The 23,937-nt window shown below is 45.1% G+C and carries 19 protein-coding genes; 4 read left to right on the top strand and 15 right to left on the bottom strand.

Annotation, left to right across the window (positions count from 1 at the left end):
- Nucleotides 1–707 precede the first annotated feature (707 nt).
- The 4 genes from Q8L79_RS03905 to Q8L79_RS03890 all read left to right on the top strand — a co-directional run bounded on the left by Q8L79_RS03905 (nt 708) and on the right by Q8L79_RS03890 (nt 5,943).
- The gene (locus tag Q8L79_RS03905) at nt 708–1,250 is read left to right on the top strand and encodes a DUF2058 domain-containing protein (RefSeq protein WP_305268166.1); all 543 of its coding nucleotides are present in this window, start codon (nt 708–710) and stop codon (nt 1,248–1,250) included.
- Between the two features lie 497 nt (nt 1,251–1,747).
- Nucleotides 1,748–2,776 (top strand): DGQHR domain-containing protein, encoded by a 1,029-nt coding sequence (locus Q8L79_RS03900; RefSeq protein WP_305268164.1) that lies wholly within the window; start codon nt 1,748–1,750, stop codon nt 2,774–2,776.
- Nucleotides 2,769–4,355, top strand: coding sequence for a hypothetical protein (locus tag Q8L79_RS03895; protein ID WP_305268162.1), 1,587 nt, complete (start codon nt 2,769–2,771; stop codon nt 4,353–4,355). Before Q8L79_RS03900 ends, Q8L79_RS03895 begins: the two co-directional genes overlap by 8 nt.
- 28 nt (nt 4,356–4,383) lie before the next feature.
- Nucleotides 4,384–5,943, top strand: a complete 1,560-nt coding sequence (locus Q8L79_RS03890; protein ID WP_305268161.1) for an ATP-binding protein — start codon at nt 4,384–4,386, stop codon at nt 5,941–5,943.
- Here Q8L79_RS03890 and Q8L79_RS03885 read toward each other — a convergent pair.
- The 15 genes from Q8L79_RS03885 to Q8L79_RS03815 all read right to left on the bottom strand — a co-directional run bounded on the left by Q8L79_RS03885 (nt 5,927) and on the right by Q8L79_RS03815 (nt 23,924).
- Nucleotides 5,927–6,928 (bottom strand): ParB N-terminal domain-containing protein, encoded by a 1,002-nt coding sequence (locus tag Q8L79_RS03885; protein ID WP_305268159.1) that lies wholly within the window; start codon nt 6,926–6,928, stop codon nt 5,927–5,929. The two genes, Q8L79_RS03890 and Q8L79_RS03885, sit on opposite strands and share 17 nt — an antisense overlap.
- A gap of 5 nt (nt 6,929–6,933) precedes the next feature.
- Nucleotides 6,934–8,412: a DEAD/DEAH box helicase gene (locus tag Q8L79_RS03880; protein WP_305268157.1), complete on the bottom strand. Its 1,479-nt coding sequence runs from the start codon at nt 8,410–8,412 to the stop codon at nt 6,934–6,936.
- Nucleotides 8,405–8,845, bottom strand: coding sequence for a hypothetical protein (locus Q8L79_RS03875; protein ID WP_305268156.1), 441 nt, complete (start codon nt 8,843–8,845; stop codon nt 8,405–8,407). Before Q8L79_RS03875 ends, Q8L79_RS03880 begins: the two co-directional genes overlap by 8 nt.
- The gene (locus Q8L79_RS03870; RefSeq protein ID WP_305268154.1) at nt 8,838–9,866 is read right to left on the bottom strand and encodes a ParB N-terminal domain-containing protein; all 1,029 of its coding nucleotides are present in this window, start codon (nt 9,864–9,866) and stop codon (nt 8,838–8,840) included. The genes Q8L79_RS03875 and Q8L79_RS03870 overlap by 8 nt, the downstream gene beginning before the upstream one ends.
- Nucleotides 9,863–11,077: a DGQHR domain-containing protein gene (locus tag Q8L79_RS03865; protein WP_305268153.1), complete on the bottom strand. Its 1,215-nt coding sequence runs from the start codon at nt 11,075–11,077 to the stop codon at nt 9,863–9,865. Before Q8L79_RS03865 ends, Q8L79_RS03870 begins: the two co-directional genes overlap by 4 nt.
- Nucleotides 11,064–11,651, bottom strand: a complete 588-nt coding sequence (locus Q8L79_RS03860; protein ID WP_305268152.1) for a hypothetical protein — start codon at nt 11,649–11,651, stop codon at nt 11,064–11,066. Before Q8L79_RS03860 ends, Q8L79_RS03865 begins: the two co-directional genes overlap by 14 nt.
- A 298-nt stretch (nt 11,652–11,949) precedes the next feature.
- Nucleotides 11,950–12,282, bottom strand: a complete 333-nt coding sequence (locus Q8L79_RS03855) for a hypothetical protein (protein WP_305268151.1) — start codon at nt 12,280–12,282, stop codon at nt 11,950–11,952.
- 67 nt (nt 12,283–12,349) lie between these two features.
- Nucleotides 12,350–13,951, bottom strand: coding sequence for a Tn7-like element transposition protein TnsE (locus Q8L79_RS03850; protein WP_305268419.1), 1,602 nt, complete (start codon nt 13,949–13,951; stop codon nt 12,350–12,352).
- 3 nt (nt 13,952–13,954) lie between these two features.
- Nucleotides 13,955–15,463 carry a TnsD family Tn7-like transposition protein gene (locus Q8L79_RS03845; protein ID WP_305268150.1) on the bottom strand — a complete coding sequence of 503 codons (1,509 nt, stop codon included), beginning with the start codon at nt 15,461–15,463 and terminating at the stop codon, nt 13,955–13,957.
- A gap of 2 nt (nt 15,464–15,465) precedes the next feature.
- Nucleotides 15,466–17,124, bottom strand: coding sequence for an AAA family ATPase (locus Q8L79_RS03840; RefSeq protein WP_305268149.1), 1,659 nt, complete (start codon nt 17,122–17,124; stop codon nt 15,466–15,468).
- Entirely contained in the window at nt 17,124–19,205 is a 2,082-nt protein-coding gene (locus tag Q8L79_RS03835) for a DDE-type integrase/transposase/recombinase (RefSeq protein ID WP_305268148.1), read from the bottom strand. Before Q8L79_RS03835 ends, Q8L79_RS03840 begins: the two co-directional genes overlap by 1 nt.
- Nucleotides 19,189–20,016: a TnsA endonuclease C-terminal domain-containing protein gene (locus Q8L79_RS03830; protein ID WP_305268146.1), complete on the bottom strand. Its 828-nt coding sequence runs from the start codon at nt 20,014–20,016 to the stop codon at nt 19,189–19,191. The genes Q8L79_RS03835 and Q8L79_RS03830 overlap by 17 nt, the downstream gene beginning before the upstream one ends.
- Nucleotides 20,017–20,160: 144 nt before the next feature.
- Complete coding sequence (gene glmS, locus Q8L79_RS03825) at nt 20,161–21,990, bottom strand: glutamine--fructose-6-phosphate transaminase (isomerizing) (protein WP_305268144.1); 1,830 nt, start codon at nt 21,988–21,990, stop codon at nt 20,161–20,163.
- Complete coding sequence (glmU, locus tag Q8L79_RS03820; RefSeq protein WP_305268142.1) at nt 21,991–23,409, bottom strand: bifunctional UDP-N-acetylglucosamine diphosphorylase/glucosamine-1-phosphate N-acetyltransferase GlmU; 1,419 nt, start codon at nt 23,407–23,409, stop codon at nt 21,991–21,993.
- Nucleotides 23,410–23,501: 92 nt separating this feature from the next.
- Nucleotides 23,502–23,924, bottom strand: coding sequence for a F0F1 ATP synthase subunit epsilon (locus Q8L79_RS03815; protein WP_305268140.1), 423 nt, complete (start codon nt 23,922–23,924; stop codon nt 23,502–23,504).
- Nucleotides 23,925–23,937: the final 13 nt, after the last annotated feature.

Genomic DNA, 23,937 nt, shown 5'->3' with positions numbered 1-23,937 from the left:
TACAACACCTCTGACGTCTCAACCTTTCCGCTCCCCACCGGAAAATATCAACTCCACCCCTTCATCCCCCTGCCTCAACCAAAACTGCACCACCCACTTCGCCCCTGAGCAATGCTATTTCACTGATGATCACCACTGACGTTGTTAAAACCAACCTGGCGCTCCATGGCGGAACGAATGTCCCGACGTTAAACAGCCGATTAGCATGAGTTGGTTTGTGTAATGTGTGGTTACTATAACTTTTGAGCAGGAAAGATCGACACCTTACTGCTCGTACTTGGCTTTGTATCTGTGAGAAATGTTGGAACGAAAAATGGTTGATTAGTGCCAACACATAATTTTTCTTATTATTGCGTGTAGTAAATTTGTCACTACGCCAGAATTTAACCGGCGTTTAGTGTAGTAGGTTTAGACTGGACGAGTCTTACGAGTAATTTCAAAGGTGAGGTGTCTTTAAGTGAAAATTTCCGATGGTCTCAATATGGCACGACTCGGTCATTCGACATCTGGACGGTTTTGTATCGGAACTGATGATTCTCGAACATCATTAAGTCCTTTACATTGTGTTCAAATGAATAATAGTCGACGTGTGATATTTTATGCCCATGTATTGAGCTTGAAAAAATGGGTAGAAAAAGCTAGAGTGGAATTTTAATAAAAAATTATATTTTTTAAACGATGGAATGCGGGGTTAAGGAGATTCTAAAATGAAATTATCACTACAAGAACAATTACTAAAGTCTGGTTTAGTCAGCGCTGCTCAAGCGAAAAGCGTTAAATCCGACAAGCGCAAGCAAACCCAACAGCAGCGCAAGAATAAAGTCGAAGCGGTAGATGAAGCTAAAGAACTGGCTCAAAAAGCACAGGCTGCAAAAATCGAAAGAGACAGGAAGCTTAACCAATTACGTCAACAACAGGACGAGCAAAAACAGCTGGCCGCGCAAATAAAACAGATTATCGAATTAAACCGCCTGCCCAAGGATGCGGAAGGCTTGGCCTATAACTTTACCGATAATAATAAGGTCAAGCGGCTTTATGTATCAGGGGCGATGCGCGATCAGATCGCCGAAGGACGACTGGCTATCGTAAAGCTGGAGCAACAATATGAAGTGGTGTCAGCTGAGGTGGCAAGAAAAATACAATTGCGCGATGCAGCTAGTGTGATTGTTTATAATGAGCAAAATAAATCCGCGGATATGGTGGATGATGCTTATGCGGAGTATCAGGTTCCTGATGATTTGATTTGGTAGTTGGCATAAACAAATTCGCATCCACAAATCACTCGGTTTAGTTGAGTGTGTCAGTAAACCCAATCCTCATGCCTAACCGGTAGTTTATTCAGATCATCGTTGTAGAACCGCTATTTCGACATGATCTGCTTCGTCAGGATAAGAAAGCGATTATTGTGCGCGGGTTCCAGCTTGCCTAACGCGTTAAGGTTCGTCAACCTGGAGTATGTATTGATCAGGCGCATATCTGCCTCGTAAGCTTCCAGGTCTAGCATTTCCTCACTGGCTTTACGGATAGCCAAGTAGCGATTGATCCGTTATTTGACGCGGTTACTATCGATGCTGCTGTGCCCAGCAATGTCAATTACCAGCCAATTTAACCGCACAATATTGCAGCATTAAACTGCAGTTTATTTAAATTATTACCCACACAATATCTGGATCGACTTTTCTGTTGTTAGTTGCTATAATAAAGCCATCTAAACAACGTAACGGGCTATGCAGCCATAGACTGCAAAATGAATAATTGCACAGTACTCGAAATTGAAGGTCTAGTTGGCTTTTGTGGGCATCGCAAGGTATTCACAGGCTTTGCTTCGGCCGGAGACTTGGCTCGTGCCAGCTTTGCCGACGTTCTTGACGAGTCTACGGGGTTAGGCTATCAGCGGCGTATGTCTCGAGAACACAGTCTGGAGTTCAAACGTTACATCCAGCAGCCTGGAACAACTTCTATACCCCTGACATTTAATTTGCGTGAATCTTTGGCAGATCGCTGGAGCCTCGAAGATAGACCTAAAGCCCGACTTCGCTTGGAACTTTCAAAAGGGCCCGCCCTAACGCAGGTAGATGGACAGCACCGATTGGGGTTTCTTCAAGGAAGTCCTATTCAGTTTGCCTTCATGGCTTTTCTCGGTTTGTCGGAAGATCAGGAGATGGAGGTCTTTCGGACGATTAACGGTAAAGCCAAAGGATTGAGTGGCAGTCTTCTTGATTTCACTGAAGCAAAGTCCTTGGGAAGTGACCTGGCAAAAGTCGATCCTGCACTTTTCGTGGCACTTGGACTGAATAGCGATCCCAGCTCGCCTTGGCGGGGTCATTTAGACCTTGGTGGTGCGCGCACAGTTGGCACTAAGCGAATTGCATCGCTTCGTACAATGCATCAGGCTACGCAGAGATTTATCAAGGAGGCCAAGGTCGGAGGCTCAGTAACTGCTGAGGTAATGCTTGGATACGCAATCGCTTACTGGGAGGCTGTCGTGATTACCCTCCCTGACCAGTGGAAAGATCAGCGGCATCACCTGCTTACCAAGGGAATTGGCGTATATGCAATGATGAGTCTAGCTGGCTATCTGGTTCGTGAGTCACTAAACGAAGCAATTACGGTGGATTATTTTGTCGCCAAGCTGTCTGATTTCGTCGATCAAATCGACTGGTCAACCCACGGTTCCTTGGAGGGGTTTGGCGGAGCTAAAGGTGCTGATATGGCATTCAAGATGATTCTCAAAGTTCGGGAGGATGCGTTTCGGCGCATAAGTCAGTATGCCTAATAAAAACATTCTCTTAATCGAGCCGGGCTATAAGAATAAGTACCCCCCTCTCGGACTGATGAAGATTGCTGCCTATCACGGGCCATATGGGAAGAAAGATAACGTAAAGTTTATTAAGGGCGATAAGGATCGGTCAGTCTTTAATAGCAATTGGGACCGCATTTATGTGACGACGCTTTTCTCCTTTGAGTGGGTGGAAATTGCAAAAACCATAGACTCGGCGATTGCCATAGCTAAGGGTGATACGACAAAAGTATTCGTTGGAGGAATCGCCGCTTCATTGATGCACGAACGTTTCATTACCGAGCCACGTTGGCGCGGCGTTCGATTCATCAGTGGCCTACTATCATCGTCCCCCTCTGAGTCACTTCAACTCGATGACTTTACCGAGGAGTTGTATTCCGATGATTTTAGCGGCACACCGATTGAAGATTTAGTACCCGATTATTCGATTCTAGACCAGATTCAGGATCAGTATATCTATCCAGTGCACGATGCCTACTTTGCATATGCTTCCCGTGGTTGCGTGCGTAAATGCCACTTTTGTGGGGTGCCCAAACTAGAAGGTGATCAACGTGATGCACAGTCGATCACCAGCTTGATTAAGGCGATCGAAGAGCGTCATGGGCCGAAGCGGGACTTGATGCTGATGGACAACAACGTTGTTGCGTCAAAGAACTACAAAAACATCATCGCCGAAATTCGAGATAATGGCTTCCAGAAAGGGGCAATGTTCCTCCGCCAAGGCAAACAAGCTATCCAACGGCGTGTTGATTTCAATCAAGGGGTCGACGCACGAATTCTGTGTAAAGACAAGATGTATCTAGAAGAGATGGCTACTATTGCCATTCGTCCGCTACGAATAGCTTTCGACCATCTTGGGGTTCGCAAGCCATATGAAACGGCAATCCATATGGCACACGAAGTCGGGCTGCATGACTTGTCCAATTACATGCTATACAACTTTAAGGATACTCCTGCGGACCTGTATGAGCGAATGCGACTCAATATTGACCTGAATGAGAAGCTGAATATCCGGATTTTCTCGTTTCCGATGCGATATCAGCCTACTGATTTACCTAATCGATCTTTTGTCAGTGAAAACTGGAACCGCTACTATCTTCGCTCAATCCAGATCATTCTGCAGGCGACACATGGGATCGTCAGCGGTTCCCCCGAATTCTTCCAGACAGCATTTGGCGGAGATAAAGAACAATTCGAAAGCCTTTTATTACGACCACAGCATTTTCTGTTTAATCGGTTCTGGTATGAAAAATATGAGGGCCGCGCTGAGTTCGACTCGTTCGAAACGGATTTTAAACGCTTGACGATGGAGGAGCGCCATGAACTGGCAAATCTGCTTTCCGGAACGACACCCAAAGGGTTTGCTGGACTGATTGGCAAGGCCAGCAGTTCAAAGGTTAATCACATTCTCAGTTACTACGTGCCTCTCCCGCAAAACGAGGAGGCGGAAATATGGAAAGTAATGAGACAACGCCTAAAGGATAGTAAGACCATTGCCGCACTCATTCCTGAGGACGAATTGGTTGAAGATGCTGGCCTCACTGAAACAGCCTAATTAAAAGCAATAACTGGTAGTTTGAAAAATGACTCTTTCTGCAATTAACATTACGAAACAGCCTAAGACCCTGATCGACTCTGACATAGTCGTTGGGAAGGATATCTTAGAACTGCTAGCCAACTCGATGTACATTGACCCCCTGACGGTCTATCGTGAATACATACAGAACGCTGCTGACTCCATCGATGAGGCCAGGATGGCAGGACTGTCCATGGATGATCCTCATATTATGATTACATTAGATCATGCCGGACGGGCGATTCGCATTCGCGACAATGGCGAAGGTATCCCGAATGCAGACTTTGTAAGGCGAATTACCTCTATCGGTGCGAGTCATAAACGAGGCACAGACCTTCGAGGTTTTCGCGGCGTTGGGAGACTTGCAGGGTTAGGCTATTGTCAGGAACTGTTATTTCGGGGAAAGGCGGAAGGTGACACGAAAGTCTTTGAGGTAAGTTGGAGCGGTCGCGCGATGAAGGAGAAAATGCGAGACTCAGACTACGCAGGCAGTCTGACCGATGTCATCCGTGCAGTTGTGACCTATACCGAGAAGCCTGCAACCGACAAAGCAGAGCGATTTTTTGAAGTGGAAATGCGCAAAGTTACCCGTCTCAAGAACGATCTATTGATGAATGAACAGGCTATTCGCTCCTATCTGTCGCAGGTTGCACCGGTTCCATTTCATCCGGACTTCAGTTTTGGCCATAGTATTCAAGCATTCCTGATCGAACGCGGCATTCGACCACCGATTCGTATCGAATTGAACGATAACGCAGGCCCTATTTATCATCGTGCCCGAAACAGCATCGAGTTCAACCCAAAAATCAAAGATTCATTGCGTGATATTGAGTTTTTGGAGATAACGGGGGACGATGGTGAACTAGCAGCCTTCGGCTGGGTTGCAGACCACAACTACATGGGCGCAGTTCCCAAGAGACTCGGCTTGGGTGGAATTCGCTTGCGCGCAGGCAACATCCAGGTGGGCGATGAGTCGCTACTGGCCTCTCTGTATCCAGAGCAACGATTTGCCAACTGGACTATCGGCGACATTCACGTTTCTTCGGAAAAGATGATTCCGAATGCTCGCCGAGATGATTTCGAGCATACGGTTCCGTACTCATGGCTTCAGTCAGAGTTAAGTGTCCATGTGGGAGAATTGGCGCATCGCATCCGAACGCGGTCTCAGCAACGCCAACGCTTACGTAATACACAGATTCACTTTAAGGCGATTTATGATTGGTTCAGTCTTGCACAGAAGAGCGACACGCCGTTACTGCTAAAAAAAGCACTTCTTGAGCTGACAGAAGAGCATGTTCATAAAGCAGAAAAGGAGGTTAAAAAGCTCGGGGAAAGTACTGATGACTATCAATTGGCCTCAGCTCATCTTCACGACTTATCCGGTACAATCCAAGACTTTGGGATAGAAATTCAAGAAACTGATAACTCAGAAACAGCACTGTTCTCTGATGCAACCGAAACAGCGCTACTTAAAGCCCTGAAGGTTGTGCTGTCAAATGCACGCTCAGCGAAAGTTGGGAACAAGACAGCACTAGATATTGTCACCGCAGTTAGCACTTCCCATTGACCTTCTTTGATATCTGCCCGATCCGAACTTCGATTCTTTTAATGAGATAGATAAGCTGTTTTTTTTCATCGGCGGAAACATTCATGATTTCAACATCCACCTGATCATCCGCCAAAAAATTTTTGAAGTCTGTAAACTTCTTTGTATAGAAATTGCCAGCTCCTCGTTGGTGCGCTTCCTGCAAAGCGTTATGGAATGAGAGTGCGCCATTCATAAATTTCTTGAGCGTATTGCCCCCTGCTTTTACAATCTTCGGAAGTCCGTCGCGCACATCAACTGCTCGCTCGATTTCTTCATTCTGGATCATCTCGGTAATTTTTTTATCGAACTCTGGATAGAGTTCGCGCGTATGGTTGAAACGACGACCTTTAAGAAGTTCATCGTAGTAGCTCCACCGCTCTGGGTTACGATCATCTACTTTAAGCATGTAACCGTATACGCGAATTAGATGCCTAATCCTCGCTAAAGAAAGTCCTACCTCGACGTGTAGCAGCTTTTCATCAACACCGTGAGTATTGAATCTACGGTATAGATAACCCGCCTGTTCGAAGGGCACCCAGTCCTTCTTACCAACGATATGGAACTCGCCTAGCAGCGAGAAAACCTCACTGTCTGAAATCGACTGCGGGAGAATACGGACACGAATATTCTCCCAAGTTTTGGGATCCTTTTGGGCGAGAACTCGATAGGCAGCCAGACGACTGTTGCCCTCAAGTACAACATTGTTGCGAACTAAAACGGGTTCTATCAGGCCACCATTGCTCTTGATACTCGGAACCAGGGTTTCGCGCACATGATCCGTCTTTGATAATGCACCGAAAATCTCTTCCTGTGAGGGCTCAGCCCCATTGTCCTTCCACACTATCGAATAGATGCGAGGATTCTCTGCGTAAAACAACAGATTGGCATGAGAAATAAATCCAGTCTTTACCTTGATCTCACGCTTGCGTAGCGTGATCGTGTCTTCCTGAAATATCGAATCCATTATTCCTAATTCTCCCCAAGTACCCTTTTTAGTATTTCAAAGAAACCGAGCGTAGCTCTTTCAGAATAAGCCCTAGCATCGATATCTCCTTGCGTTAATTGTGCAGCAAGTCGTTTTTCTTCAAGTAAGCAGTCTACCCATTCATCAACCGAGTCGACCATTAGCATGTTGTACACGTAACATGTTCTCGTTTGCGAAACCCGATGTATGCGATCTTGCGCCTGCAAGTAATCATCTAGGCTATAGGTACGGTCATAGAAGATAACGTGATTCGCTACGGTCAGAGTCAATCCTTCTTTAGCTGCTCCAGGTGTTGCAACCAGCACTTGATCTTCCGGATTTTCCAAGAACCACTTTATAACAGCATTACGGCGCTCCATCGACATTTTTCCATTAAGAGGATGAGCTCCAAACGATTTTAATTTCTTGACCAGCCAGTCACAGTTATCGTTGAAGTTCGTCCAGACAATCGCCTTTTCACCAGCACGTGTAATATCAGTAATTAAGTCGTAGAGTGGTTCGAATTTACCTGGTTCGGCCGTATAACTTTCGTCAATGATCCCTGGATTAGATGCGATTTGAACCAGCCGCAATAGACGTTTGAGAATCGATTCCTGATCGTCTTCGATCAGTTGCCCATCACGAACAACTAAAGCACGAAGCTCTTCGCGCACTTGTCGGTACAACTCAAACTGTGCAGGCTCCCAGTCACATTCAATGCGCCTAAATTCTTTGGAGGGTAAGACGATACGCCCTCCATCCTTAGTTTCTCGAATCGAGAACGATTTTATTCTTTCGTTAATCCCCTCAAGACGGCGTTGATATGTTTCAAAAGCTTGTGAGTCATGTCGAAGATCAGCAGTAAGGTCTGTCTCACGCTTGAATCCTTTGAAGTCGGTGCCAAGAGACGCACCACCATCCAGAAAATATACCTGTGCCCAGAGATCGTAGGGACGATTGGCAACAGGTGTACCGGTCATGATGACGCGCTTTTCGAAAAAAGGGGACAATTCAAAAAAAGCCTGGGTCAATTCGGCTTCAGGATTCTTGATTTTGGCTGACTCATCAATGATCACGCCGACTCGCCTGGAGGACAGCCAGGCCTTGAATCGACGAATCTCCTTTTTCGCGGCTTCGAAATGGCTCAGCACCAAACGAGTAGGCGTTGTGAAAACATAGTAATTATTTGTTGAGTTTTCGCTAACCACCAATGGCGTTAATTGGCAGTGCATATTAAACTCGCGAACCCAATTTGCGACTAGTCCCTTCTTGGTGAATACGAGCACCGTATCGACTTCTTCTTGCTCGAGCCAGCGTAGCATGACATCGATAGCAATCTTTGTCTTGCCGAGGCCCTGTTCATGGAAGATGGCAGCATATTGACGTGAGGCAACAAAATCGGTCGCCTCTTCCTGATAAGGAAATGCTTTGTACTTAGGTTCTAGTACAGGTTCGACTCGTAGACGGAATCGGAAATCACTCACGCCATGCTCTCCTTATGTGGGTATCGCCAATCATGAAAGACAACACTCGGATGGGAACATGCTGTGCTGCTGTTTTCTTACGCATATGCGCACATACGCGAATAGCTGTACCTGCATTCAGCCATGGAACGCCCATCCAAAGCTCTCCTTGTTGCTGGCTGCGCAAATAATCAAAAAACGATGCGAGTTGGTCAAAAGTGTGTTGGTTATCAATATCATTTGCAGTTTTGGCCTCGCCGATAATCAATGCTGCGGTGGCAAGGTCACGTGCGAATACATCTGGCCGATTGTTTCCAATAATCGGGGGCACGTCTAAAGCAATACCATTCTGTATATCGCAATAGACGATTGGAGGGTTGCACCAGATAGCATCAGCTGAAATCTCCCGTGCCAATGCTTGAACAAGACGCCGATGGTGGTCACTTTCACTCATTCTCGGCAAGCAAGCCCGTCTGCTTGCAGAGATCATGTAGCTCCTCGAAACAATCTGAAAGGGCTTGGGCGCGCTGAGAATCATGTGTCTCACTGAGATCTTTTACGTCAGGCCAATTAAGACTTCTAATCTTGCTGGCCAGCGCATTGGCTAGTTGCTCAAGCGAAGCCTCCTTGATGGCGGCGTTAGCGCTTGGTTGTTCCAGAACCTTCATCGCTTCCCTTGCATTAAGAGATAAGAATTTTTTCTTAGCTTCTGTATTTCCTAGAATGCGCGGTAACTGACGAACCGTATTCGAGGGACTGATCTTCGAATCATTTACCCACTCAGCAAAATCATCCATAGTGAAACCCGCCCTCACAACAGCCTGTTTGACTTGAGGCTTTTGTAACTCTACGAACGCACTAAAACGCGTGTAATCAGGTTGGTTCTGCCCCACAAGTGGCATGTAATGGCTCTGCATATCGTTGTATGCAGCAATGTACTCTTCGATTTCTCGCTTTCTGGCATTGCCGCCGCAGTAGTCCAGTATTTCGTTGATGGAAAGCTTTTGCTCCATGTAGAGCGAATGCAGATATTTGGCCTTCGCGTAAGGACGCCACTGACGTGGTCCGACGAGATGAGCTTGAAGTCGAATAGCGTGTTCGCCATTCTCTTCGAGATCATGCCGAACGATTGAGGGAATCGTCTCCCAAGCTCCAAGAGCCTTCTCTTCGGCAAGCTGACGATAGATCGAAACACGCGTGTTTCCTTCAATAACCACGTACATGCCGTCAGCTTGCGGTGTAACCACAATAGGATTAATCAAGCCCTTATAGGCTCGGATCGAAGCCTTCAGGCTCGAAAAAGTAGTGGAGGCACCTTTATCTTCATCGTCTGGAGCGAACTGGCCCAGTGCCAGTTCGATGAAATTCTGAGGAGGATCGCCCTCGATTGACTCTAAAGCCGGAGCAACTCGCGGGTTGCGCTGGTCTAGTATGATCTGGGAAACGGGCAGATATTGGATTGTTAGCTCAGTCATTTGTTGTTCACCCCTGATGGAGTAACCGGCTCTTCAGGCCGTTCTCCATTTAGCATAATCGCGGCAATTTTAGAGGCTCCCTTTTCGCTTGAAGGAAAATAATCGCTTGTTAATGGCTTTCCGTTTAAATTTTTCTTAAACTCAACCGCCTTTTTAGCAAAGTAATCCGCAGCTTCATCGGGCTTGCGGATGTCCTTATTCCATATTTTTTCAAAAACAGTGATAAGGGCAGAAAAACCTACGGTTTTTCTTAAGAGATATTTTTCAGGCTCTACATCCCATTCTTCGTGGAATTCGTTGCGAATTGCGGAAAAATATTCATGCAGGATACGAGCAATTGCAAAGTCCTTTTCATCAATAAAAAGGTAGCGAAGTACACACTTAGGGTAATCAACTAACGGGATTTTATTTTCGCGTAGTCTTCTAGCATCTTCATCTGGATTTTTGCTGATTAACCTCAGGACATATTTTCCGAAGCTTCCTTGCGAGAGCATTTCCCCATCGGCGACTTTCTTGCCTAACATTTTCAGTCCCTTATAAAAAGGACCTTGGGGGGGGGCTGTCCCTTCATTCTGATCATCCGCCCAATCATAAAACGCTTGGGCGATCTCATGGCAGGTTTTGTACGGGCTTCGTTGTTCTTGAAGTCCGAAAAGATCCATGATGAGTGACGATGAAACAGAGCGTTGTTTGCTATTGATAATCGAAAAAACATACGCTTTATCGCCCTGGTCGAGATCCAGCATAAATACAACGGGCAACTCAAAATCTCTTAGTCTTTCAATACCGTCTGTTTCGATAGCATGCTTTAAACCGAGCAGTCGGTGCTGTCCATCTATGACCTCACCTATTTTAAAAGGTTCGTCTTGTGTCATCGGCCGCCAATCTAAACCATCAGCAAGCTGACCAAACGCCAAGCCATTTTCTTCAACACGGACTTTGTCTGGATAGGTTGCGATAATAATTGAGGTCGGAAAAGTCGCGTTGTCTTCCGCAGAGTACTTCGCAATCTGCTTCCCTCGGTCTTCATTGTACTCACGTTGTACACGTTGCCGACCTTCCTCGCTCATGTCACGGCTGAGAATGTCTACTAAGGCCAATAAGGTACCAGCAGGTATTGATGCGACATAGAAGGTACCAATCGCTTGGGTGATGGATATGCTCTTAAGTGTAAAGTTGCTCATATTGTATGCCGAATCAGAAAGAATCATTTTGCTTTGCTTGGTTTCGAATTTGAGCTGCTTTTTCCTGCTCTCCTGATCTGTATTTCGTTAATTCGTCAGGCAACTTATTTATGTTTCTTAAACAAAAGAGCTGTATGCCCGTAAATATCGTGGCGACAACAAACGAAAATTGGATGTAGTTCAAAATGAAACTGCCAGCGTCCTTGTCAAATATTAAGGCGGTAAAGTGAGCTCCTGCGAATATGAGACCAAGAATGGCGAGCACAATGCACTCTGTGAGAATGCTTGGTGCTACTCTACTTCTAAGGTCATTCACATTTCTCTTTCTTCGCTCAAGGTACAGAAATGAACTTGAAGTGGCTAAGAAAGGTAATGCAAAGGTGTAGCCGCTTCCGGCATCCAAGAGTTTTACTAATTCAGCGCAAAAAGTAGTCTTGGTATAAAAAATGGTGCCTAGCAGCAGAGGGAGCCATAATGCAGAGGTTCCTAAGGCAATATCTGCCAACAAAAAAACCGTCTTTTCATCTTTCGCGTAACCAAAAACTTGGAAGATGCCTATTTTTTTTTCGGAGTTGGCGCAAGGTGTGTTTGTCGCAGTCATATTTGAAGATATGTTTGTATCAGTCTGTTGAAATTGAGAGTAGAGCCGTTACTGCGTATTCGCGCCCAGAGTCGGCTCTTAAAAGCAGCCGCTTATTTCAATCTCACATGGGGCAATCGCCCTTTTTTAACCAAGCTCAGAAGTAGAGCTTAAACAGCCAAGGCTAATTTCTTTGAGCTTGATGCTTGTGACTATAACCAGCAGGTTGGCAATCCTGAACCTACTGAATCGACTCAAGCAAATACTACGCCGAGCGATTATAGCAAATGGTTCGTCTCTAGTGTTTAAAATAGGCGTTTTAATATGATTTACCCGTTAGGATGCGCTCAATACACATGCCCCGTTGCATCCCCCACCCCAATCGCGAAAATCGGAGCTGCAGTATTTCTGTCCATTGTTGCAGGAGAACAGTCGGTTGACCACGCCACTCGACGATTTGATCCAGGGTACGAATTACTGACAATGCTAACAAAGGAAAGTCGACCTTGATTTTCAAACCTTTCAAAACCATATCAAATTTGGCTAACAATGGCTTTCGCGTCGGAGCCACAAGTGGTTTAGCCATTTGATTGTGTCGCTTAATAAAAGTCTCAATAACATCTTTTAATTCCTCTTCGCTGATAAAGCTCATGTTTTTCAAAACCTTACGAGACAAAATACCAAACCACATCTCAATTTGATTTAATCAACTTACAATACTACATCGCAATAAGCCTAGCATGAATCCTTGCTGCCCAATGCGATATGGAATCAGGCCTTAAGCAGCCTTTATCCGCCGAATCGGTTTTGGGGTGGGGCACACCTACGACGCCATCTTCGCCACACAGCTCCGCCAATAAACTGTTTGGCCAACGTAATGAGCCTTTCAATAGTTTTATTTCCAACCTCTGCAGTTGGTCCTCCAACTTGTGTTGCGACTTGAACCGTAATATTTGTGTCGATAGTAAATTCCTAGCGTCCGAAGTATCCACTTCAAGGATATGGTAAGACTTACTCTTGGATATAAGCTTAACGACGGCCATACATCTAGGGTCGCCATTGTTCAGAAGATGCTTTTTACAACGCGACAGCTGTGGTAGTTTTCTGAGCTGCTTTGATTCTATAACCCATCCATATCGAGCGCTAAGCTCATTTAACATGTTTTGAAAGCATTCAAATTTATTGGCATAAAGATGCACATCATCAGTTTCGTCCACTACTGTGTCCCAATCGGCACCAGGAAAATCGCCGAAAACGGTCATCTCGTCGACGCTAACGTGGTTGGACGCCGTATTGCCAGCCTCTTGGTCTGCTTTACCTGAAGCGGCTTGTTGCTTCTTGTTTGCCACCTTACGTGCCTCGAACGCTTTTGCAAATTCAAAAACAACGGACGGCACAGATAACGGTACGGGGTGATGGTCGGCATTGGCTTCCGCGTCATCATGAACCGTGTGTTCAGGCGGTCTTTCGGAAAAAGACCTCGCTCCACCTGTTCCTTGACCACGAACGCTTTCCTTGAAATCCGGATGGTAGATTTCAACTACCTCAGGAATATCCGCTTTAATATCACGGATACCGGCGATTTCGTAGACGAACATACATTTCTGCTCTCGGTCGAAGTGTCCTCTGACCTCGAATTGGGCACCAAACAGTTTGGGCGGTTCAAATTGAAAATGCCAGGAGCGATAACCGTTTTTATCATACCCATTCAGCTTCTGGTATATCCCAATGCTTTCGAATGAGGCTCTAGCATCTTGGTCCATCAGCAGCCAGCTTAACAGTCGCCGGGATCCATAGTCATTCAGCAAGTTGGGCGAATAGCCGGATGACGGAAGGATATTAATCCGAGCTGCCGCCGAGTTGAACCTTTGGATATCGAATTCAGCGTTAAGGCAATCCGGTTCCAACGCCGTGCGAGATAAATAGGCATTATGAAAAAACAAAGCACGAGCCAGCTCAAACTGGGGAAGAAAAATCTGCACGCCTTTGTCCGTCAGAAAATAAAAGCACCACTCTTTTCTCTCCACGGTTCCCACAGCCTTTGGGATTGGATAATCTTCCAGTATTTTGTTCTGCCAGTGTTCGGTGTCCGCAATGGTAAAGGAAAGAGGATACCCCGCCGGTTTCGTTTCAGCCGATGGATTCAAAACACGCCTTCGAGCTAAAACAGGTGCGTTGGACAGTCCCAACGATGTTTTATTTTGCGAGGGAGAAAAATCTAAATTGATTCCCCACTGAGAGCCATTCAGTTTTCTGAATAGCGAACCGACGGACAGGATTTTAGTATCGCCGGACAATCCGTCAAAATGAATGTTCCCCATCAATTAGTTCTCCAATATGTTATCCAACCAACTTCTAGCTTCATGCGACAAGCGCTCTTCGCTTAATCCCGCAAACCTCAGCAACCGCCATTTCTGATTACACTCCGTCCCAAGGCATTGTAATGCCAAGTTCAGACGACGAATTTGATAATCTGAAACCTCTTCGCAATGCCTTTTAAAAAACGATGCTGATAACGGCATCTTTCGAATGTTTTTCTCAACTGTAGCGCTCTTGTCGAGCTTCGATAAATACCAGTTTCTCGACCGCCTAGGACAATTAAGTAAAGATTTACAGGCATTGCGAATTTTGATCAGCTGCCGGCAGGTGCAAAGATCTCGCTGTCGCCAATCGACACGATGATTTTGTCTAACCGCTGGCAAGTAAAACTGGCGATTCATAGATAAAAGCCATACTCTATCATGGCGATATAGCCAAGCATACAGCGCTCCGTTTTTCAATCGTACGCGTTTGATATTCTCTCCTTTAATCAATGCCAACCATTGCGCTCTTTTATCGGCTAGTTGCTCGGTTATATGTTCGTCAGAAATTGGCATATCGGTATTCGGCAAATACCGGCTAGTCCTTATCGATATAACTTCAGCTAGCACATCATCTATTTGCCAGCTATCCGGCAACAAGCTATCCAACGCCACGATATGTTCGAGATAACTGAACGATTTTCGGTGTTTTCGAAAAATGGCACGCAACCAGGAAGTGTCTGTTTCGGGGATCGTTAATCCATGCTCATTCAGCCAACTCACAGGCCAACGAGCCAATACCCGCTCTCGGACTGCTTCATGTCGAATATTCCGCCCCGCTAGGCAACTCGCTTTACCGCCCAATTGGCGATAGTAAAGACCCCATTGCGCGAAGGATGCAGCACTTTTATTGTAATGATGTAATAGGCGATTAACCTGCCGTGCAACTTTAATGGCTGACGGCTCTGCCCGACGCTGCGAAGAAATGGGGCAAATTGAAGGTGACGCCGCAAAAAATTGGTGGCGATGATACTCGTGTCGATTAATGCTAGCTTCGTTCAAATGGCCATGTTCTAAACAACAGTCGGCACCAACGACTTGCCACTGCCGCTTCCAGTAATATTCACCATGATCAATTAACTGTCGTTGTAAACATAGTGGACAGTAGCGCAAATACTTCGGCTGTTTGAGTCTTGACGCCGCCACACCCAGCATTAGATGAATAGCGCCACGGGAGTTTCCAGCCATTTTTTGCAAACATTGTTCTCGATGACATTCGGTGGTGAACGGTGAATAAACTGGAAACAAGGTATGCTCATACGCTAATTTTTCGACGCTATACCCCAAACTTGGTTGATATAAACTGCGAAGCCTATCAAGATGATTCGGCAAATCCACCGTCGCGATTACCAATCGGCTTCCGAAAACAGTATCCAGCAGCTGTTTTGGGCTAGTGATTCCCATATGTGTTCCGGCTCTTGCTACCACACTGTAAATCAGCTCATCCTTATAAGGTAGCGGAAAGTTGAGCATGTTTAACTCGCATTTCTCAGCCAAAAGACGACATCGAAAATTACTTCAGAACGCTTAAGCTCATGATAGACCGATTGTCCCTTCCCACATTGAGAAAATTTGAACCTGAGATCACCGGAGTCCAACGTGTGCCACTCCGGCGGTTTAATAACCGTTGGCTTGTTTTGCGGCTTCTTAGGCTCTTTTTCTTCAAGACCATACCATTCCAGAACAATTGGCATAAGCTCTCTAACTGAAATTTTAGGGTATAAACTGAAAGCCCTTTCTATCAGAGGTTCGATTAGATCAGAGTCACAATCCATTGCAACCAATAAATTATATAGTCGCATGGCTTGTTCGTTACTGCTATATCGCTGTAATTCAGCACCGGCCTGCACCGAATCAATTTTGGCACTCAACTCGAGTATCTTTTTGTCAATATCAGGAATGCTTAAATCCGAATATTTAACAATCATCTCCGGATCTCCAGACCTTAGCGCAGCAAGCATGGGATGGACTGGCTTCAACTCATCATCGTAAACCTTCTTCATCAATTTAGGCGTAACTCGCTCGGTGCGAGTAACAATAGCCCGCAATTGCGCGAGTACAAACAGCTTTACGACAATATCCAATACACCCTGAGATAAGTCGTACCAGCAGTTACGCATTTCTTCCGTCAGTACTTCATCACGCTTTTGCAACCATTGGTATTGCCACAGCTTATCGGTAAACGCTCCCCATTCAGCCTTCTTGATTTGATCTTTGTCGGCATTAGGACTGGGCGCTTTCATAGGCTCCCAAAACAATGAACCAAAACCAGCACTGCGTCTGGCGGACCGCAAATCCATCTCAAAAATAGCTCTCGCTTTGGGCGTACCGACCATGACGACCGGCAAACCGATCACATTCACCAGGGTGACGAAGAAATTCAGCATTTTCTCTATACCACCGGATTTGCTTGTACTCAGATGCTGAATTTCGTCGATGGCCAACACTCCAATAGAGTGGACATTAGCAATCTGACTCATTAAAGCCATCAACGTCTCGACAGTATGACGTTTCAATGCATACTTTTTCTCATAATCTGTATTTAATGCTATATCAACAGCCCGAAAAAAATGATTGCATAGATTCTTGAGCGACCCATCGAGCGGGCAATCTAATTTCAGATAAACAATTTGGGTGAAATTATATTTTTCGTGGAAAATTACCTGCGGATAGGTGGCTAGAATGCGATTAAGCGTACTGCTTTTTCCAGATCCCGAACATCCGATTAATGAAAGGCTACGAGCAGTGGATCTGACATGTTCAAATCGAAATACCTCTAATTCGCCAGTCATCACCCGCTCGTAGCCATTCTGCAAATGGGTATTGAGCGATCCATCCCCCAAATTTCGCCCAACATACCCTTGCCGTATCATGATGGATATTTTGGACTCGAGTTGCAGATGATTCGCTAAGGGCTGGAAAAAATCATCCAACAATTGCGAGATGATGTGAACACGGTGAGTACCATCGGTATAAATATCGCCAAGATCGAACTTGATTGAACCACTCAAAGCTTGTTTTATTTGCTTGGTAGTCATGATCGGTGGTAGAGCCTCTATCAAAGGATTGCCACGATAATGTTCGACACCTGGATCACGATAAATGGCATTAGCCATATTAGTGGGTAACCCCATCAGTCATCTCCAAAAAGCTCGTCGATAAAATCTGGATAACTATAATCGTCCGGCTGTTGAGTCAAGGGAATAATATTCGCAGATTTCTTTTCTTTACTGGACTGTTGTTGTAAGTCCTTTGCTGTTTGTCGCTCTTGGTCCTTAGCCTGTTGCCGATTCTTACGAATGGCAGTAATTCGTTCTGACTTCGACAGTGTATCCGTTTCAGGCGCCTGTATTTGAGCATTTTTAATTTTTTCAGCAATCCTATCTTCAAGCTCACGTTTTTTTACGTCGGCAACCAACTTACTTTTTGCGATAGTCGACTTCTGAATAGCTTGTATTTGCCAAACATCCCAAAAAGAACATTCCCTAAACTCTCGTGATCGATCGGTAAGACTGCAGAGCCAATACTCGATACTGTTTTTCGTGGGCAGCAGATAAACAACATCAGCAACAGCAGGATCATAAGCCACCTCGAAAGCTTCCGGTTTCGATATACCTTTACCGCGATGCAGCCAACCCTGCTTGAGTATTTCTTGCGATGTGTAATAGAGACCAAAAACGCAAAGCCCTAATTCGGATAATGTGCCTTTTACCCGAGGAAATAAACTCACTCTTAATGCATCTTCCGAGGCAGTACGTAACCGTCCAGTTCTATGTTGTACGCCCCAGTTCCATAACGACAAAGGCGTCATCTCCAAATCGGCAGGCATATCTATACTTCGATCATATTTTTTTAGCACGTGAAAACGGTTGTGAAAAAGCACAGATTCGAGAATTATTTCATTGAACTCACGAACTGTCAGCACTGCATCCAATCGATAGTCGCGGCCTCCCCTTTTTTTAACCTTATTTTCTGTAACGACGCCAGGTGCAAACGGTTTGAAATCCGCTTGAACCGTTCGAAAATAGCGCTCCACCACGCCTTTAGCATCGCCTCGATAAGGGGGTGTATTTTCGATACGAACAGAAAAACTGCGCTCCAGTGATTCAATCTGATGACCCAATAATTCGCCTCGATCCGCTAGAACTGCGTCAGGCAAACCTGTGGCCGGCCAATCTGGTGCCTCAATATCGAAATCATATTGTTTGCAATAGGCCACCTTATCTGTCAATGCCATTGCTAACGCTTGCATGGCTGCGGCATAAGAAGGGTTTTCGAAGCCTATGTACAAACCGGCAATCATGCGGCTAAATACATCAATAACAATATAAACGATAGGTCTGCCCACGATGTTTTTCCGATCGCTATCCGAAACCAAATAAATGTCTGCGATCGTAGCGTCAATTTCGAACCGAGACCCGGGTCCCAGCGTCTGAATATTCGCGGTTCCATTTAGAGGCTGAACATCTTTTTTATATTCGATTTTGTTACTTCGCTTTTGGATTTTCTCTATCTGACTGTATTCGCGTTTGAAAAAATGGAGCATCTGCCACTTAGTCGGTATCGCTGATTCTTCACTATCCGGGTAATAATTTGCGTATAAAGACTGAAATCGTCGGTGAGCATACGAAAATGAATGCTTTTTCTCGGTGAGCAGGTACCGATCAATTGCGATTCGGAACAATTTTTCAACCCCCGCATTAACAGTGACCCCTATGCCTGGACTGTGTAATCTCGGGCGCCCCAATTTTTTATTTTTTGCAACTCGGACCTTACCTTTGCCACCCGAGTTTTTGTAGTCACGGATTAAAGCATTTGGCGTCTGACCTCTTTGCCAATATCTGCGTAGTAGAAAATAAAGCGTCTTTTTGGTTGTTCCTTGCTCTAGAATGACACGGTTGATAATAGAAGATCTTACCTTTGGCACATAAAATCTCGGCTCTAATACAATCGGTTTAATCAGCTCGTAGTTTTTATCTCTTATCACTTTGGCAGACGAATCGTCTTCCAACACCCTAAAGGACAATATTTGAAAAGGATCTTCAGCGCGCGTTAATATCTCCCTCTCAATCGCATTCACCAAATTGGTTTTTGAAACGACTGACGGAAGTGCGGCTTTATCCTCTATGGATATCCATACCAACTCTTCCGACAGGTCTGCCAAAATGCGGTAGAGCTGATTATCTAACGAAAGCACCTCATTGATTCGAAACACGAAGCCCCCCCGTCAAAGCAATTATATTTTCTGCCCGCAATTCGCCGGCTTTTAATACAGTATAGGGTTTGAAAATATCGAATAAGAAACAGCGTCTAGCCATTAGTTGCCTTATTTCCAGTAAAGATTGTCCTGCCGACAGCGTATAAGCTGCATCTAATTGCTTGGCAATATCGATCAGAGATTTATCAGATGCTTGATTGAAATGATGCGTATACATTGCAACGCGTTCCTGAATAGTCTCGGCATCTAATTCATCTCTCTGAGCTGAATATAGCCAACTAATATTTTGGAAAATTACGTTAGGAATATCTTTTTCGGTAACCAACATCCACGGTATTGACTTTTGCACCCAGTACCGACGCTCAAGCTCCAATTTTTCAATAGTCCTGGCATCTTGTAATGCTTCCGAATACTTGGCCTGCAGAACAAATTTAGGACGTTGGGCATTTCTAGTATTAACCAGAAAATCGGAGGTCATAATCTGCGGTATGCCTTGGTAAGACGGATGCAAGATTCCTAATTCATCAGACAGTGCCAGGGTATCCTCTATTCGTAACGGAAATTGCTCCCGTATGTCCTCGGTATCCGAATGCCACTCAAGTGCAAAGAATACAGCTAACTCAAGGTCAGAAAGAAAGTGGTGGGTGCGCTGAGTCTTGTGTCCAAAAATGCGATGCGAACGGCCTTCCGACGGCACATCTCTAACAGTTAACCAAGGTTTGTATTCACAGCCCCGTCCGGTACCGCGCCCATCTTTTAACCATTTTTGGATCTTTATTTTCGATCTCGAATAATTTTTTCTCGCCATTAAAAAAGTCGCCCAGTCATTGCTCTCAAAAAGAGTCTAGACCAGCCGACTTCGGTATACAACTTTGTTACTTAGTATAGGACTTTATTACTTAGTTTATAAGTTTATTACTCTCCCACACTTGTAGTGATAATTTTGCCACAACTATTCCACCGTAACTGATTTCGCAAGATTTCTGGGCTGATCAACATCCGTACCCTTTAAAACAGCGACATGATAAGCCAACAACTGCAATGGGATGGTGTACACAATAGGCGAAATCTCATTACCGACTTGAGGTACTTTTACGATTTGTACATTTTCATTATTTGCGGTAGCTAGTGTTTCATCCATAAAAACAATCAGTTGCCCTCCCCTAGCGCTTACTTCCTGCATATTCGATTTTAGTTTCTCCAACAGGCTGTTGTTTGGCGCCACCGTCACAACCGGCATGTCGGCATCGATTAATGCCAAGGGGCCGTGTTTTAACTCGCCTGCCGGGTAGGCCTCGGCATGAATATAAGAAATTTCCTTTAGTTTTAATGCGCCTTCCATGGCTATCGGATAATGGGTACCTCGGCCTAAAAACAAGGCATGCTGTTTTTCGGCAAATTGCTCGGACAGATCCTTAACTTCATCATCCATCTGTAAAGCTTTTTCAATTTTGCTCGGCAAGCTGAATAATTCCGAGGTGATTTTTTGCTCCACTATTTCGTCCATCTGAAAACGTCTGCCGATAGCGATGACTAGCAGCATTAATGTTACCAGTTGCGTAGTGAATGCTTTGGTTGATGCAACGCCAATTTCAGGGCCGGCGCGGGTCATTAATACCAGATCGGATTCTCTAACCAGCGAGCTTTCCGGTACGTTGCAAATGGCTAATGAATATTTTGCCCCCAGCTTCTTGGCTTCCAGTAATGCTGCCAGTGTATCGGCAGTTTCGCCGGATTGCGAAATGGTGACAATCAGGGTGTCCGGCGCTAACACCGGACTTCTATAGCGAAATTCACTGGCTACTTCGATATTACAAGGAACATGGGCTAGCGCTTCAAACCAGTACCGTGCCACCAACCCTGCATGGTAACTCGTTCCGCAGGCTAAAATCTGAATAACTTTTATGCTATCAAATATTTTGGCGGCGTTATGCCCGAAGGCATTTTCCTGTAAGCGGTTGTTGATGAATCGGCCTTCCAGGGTTTGTGAGATAGCAAAAGGTTGCTCATAAATTTCTTTCAGCATGTAATGACGATAGTCGCCTTTATCGACAGCATCTGCTGTCAACTGGCTCTCTATGATCAAACGATTCACTGCTTTGTCATTCACGTCATAAATAACTAACCCCTTTATGGTAATCTCAGCTATGTCTCCATCTTCCAGAAAAATAAAGCGTTGCGTGACCGGAAGCAATGCCGCTACATCCGAGGCGATAAAATATTCGCCTATCCCAACACCGATAACCAGCGGACTGCCTTTTCTGCACGCTATAAGAGTATCTGGATTATCAACACTCATTATCCCCAGCGCATAGGCGCCATCCAGTTTTTTGATGGCTTTTTTAACGGCGTTCAGTAATCCGTCAGTAGACTCCAAGGCGTGATAAATTTCATGCACGATAACTTCAGTATCGGTTTCTGAAGTGAACTCGTAACCCTGTTGCACCAGTACTTCTTTTAGATGCTCATGGTTTTCTATAATACCGTTATGGACTACAGCCACTTTATGTCGACAAATATGCGGATGCGCATTAGCTGTGCTGGGTTTACCGTGGGTAGCCCACCGGGTATGAGCTATACCGATGTGTCCTGAAATGGGATCGGCCTCCAACAGAGTTTCCAGGCCTTTTACTTTGCCCAGTTCTCGTTTCCGATAGATTTGCCGATTATTTATAACCGCGAGGCCTGCCGAATCATAGCCGCGATATTCCAGTCGCTTCAACCCCTCAAGCAAAATTGGTACTACATTTCGTTGCGCGATACCGCCTACAATTCCACACATTTATTTCTCCTCGGTAATTGTTCCCGACATTACACTACCTCCTGCATCCATGCAGTCGTGCTTAACGGGTCGTTGCCATCCTGCAAGGGACATCTGCTTGGCTCTGCTTAAAGTCAACTGATTCTCAGGACTGTCTTTGGTGATGGTTGATCCTGCCCCTATCGTAGCGTTTTTACCTATAGTAACCGGAGCTACCAACTGACTGTTTGAGCCTATAAAAGCGCCGTCTTCAATAATAGTTCTGAACTTATTGACGCCATCATAATTACAGGTAATCGTTCCTGCCCCAATATTGACTTTACTACCCACTGTAGTATCACCGATATAACTTAAATGATTTATTTTGCTGCCTGCCGCTACCGATGATTTTTTAATTTCTACAAAATTACCGATATGGACATCATTGGCCAGCACACTTTCCGGCCTTAACCTGGCATAGGGGCCAATTCTACTGCTTTGTCCTATCACCGCATCCTCAATAATGCAGTTTGCAAATATTTTTACATTATCGCCAATAATGGAATTTTTTATATTAGTATTAGCACCTATTTTGACATTGCTACCGATACTGTTTTTCCCCTCTAAAATCACGTTAATATCGATTTCAATGTCTTGACCCAGGCTTTCAATTGAACCTCTTTGATCGAAGCGCATCGGGTCTTTTAAGGTAACACCCTGTTCCATCAAGCTAGTGGCCTGCTCATACTGATAAACGCGCTCCAAGTGACTAAGTTGTATGCGATTATTAACACCCAGCACCTCATCCTCAGTCTCCGGTTGGCTTGTAATGATACTGACTTGATCGGCAACCGCCATCTCAATCACATCAGTCAAATAGTATTCGCCCTGGACGTTGTTGTTATTTAACTGACTCAACCATTTTTTTAATTGTTTGCCTTGCACCGCCATAATGCCGGTATTGACTTCATTGATCTGCTTTTCATTGGATGTCGCATCTTTTTCTTCAACAATTTTTGTAACCTGGCCGGTAGCATTTCGAATTATTCTGCCGTAACCACTCGGATTGGCAAGATTCACCGTGAGTAAAGCCAAAGACTGGTCATTGGCATTGTTTATTAGCAGCTTGACAGTTGCTAATTTCAACAAAGGCACATCGCCATACAGTATCAAGACAGTACCGGAATCGGCAATTTGATCGCTAACCTGTTGCACAGCATGTCCTGTGCCTAACTGCTGCCTTTGCTCTACCCAGTCGGCATCCAGATTTTTTAAGGCTTCTGTAACCTGCTCTGCACCATGGCCTACAATAATCTTGATGGTATTGTTTTCCAATTGTCTGCTCATGTCGTAGACATGCTGCAGTAAAGATCTATTGGCAATTTTATGTAAAATTTTGGGCAATTCTGAACGCATACGCGTTCCTTTGCCCGCAGCTAGAATAATGGTCGTTATTTTCATATGATATCCCGTTAAACCAAAAAAGCCCGACAGCGTATTAACACGTTATCGGGCTTTCAACAAGGGTAGAGGCATATCGTGCGATATCCCAACTACCCGCCGCGTTTTCTAAATCTATCTAATGTTCTTAATTGCATAACAGCTTCCTGCAATTGTGCCTGAGCAGTTGCAAAATCAATTTTGCCCGACTTATCTGTCAATGCTTCTTCTGCTCTGGCCTTCGCTTCAATTGCGGCTGCCTCATCAATATCTTTTGCTCTTATAGCCGTATCAGCCAGGATGGTAATCAGATGCGGCTGTATTTCCAGCATACCTCCCGACACATAAAACGGATAAATTTCCTTATCGCTGACTTTTACCCGGACTTCGCCGGGCTTAAGTTTTGATATTAATGGTGCATGCCGAGGTGAAATGCCTACTTCGCCGAGTTCAGCAGGAGCAAATACCATTTCCGCTAATCCGGAAAATATTTCCTTTTCTGCGCTAACGATGTCTACATGTACGGTCATGGTCATATTTATTACCTGC

It is taken from the genome of Methylobacter sp. (genome assembly GCF_030680395.1).
Classification (GTDB): Bacteria; Pseudomonadota; Gammaproteobacteria; order Methylococcales; family Methylomonadaceae; genus Methylobacter_A.
Note: the sequence above shows the minus strand (reverse complement) of the source record. Positions and strands in the feature narration are given on the sequence as shown.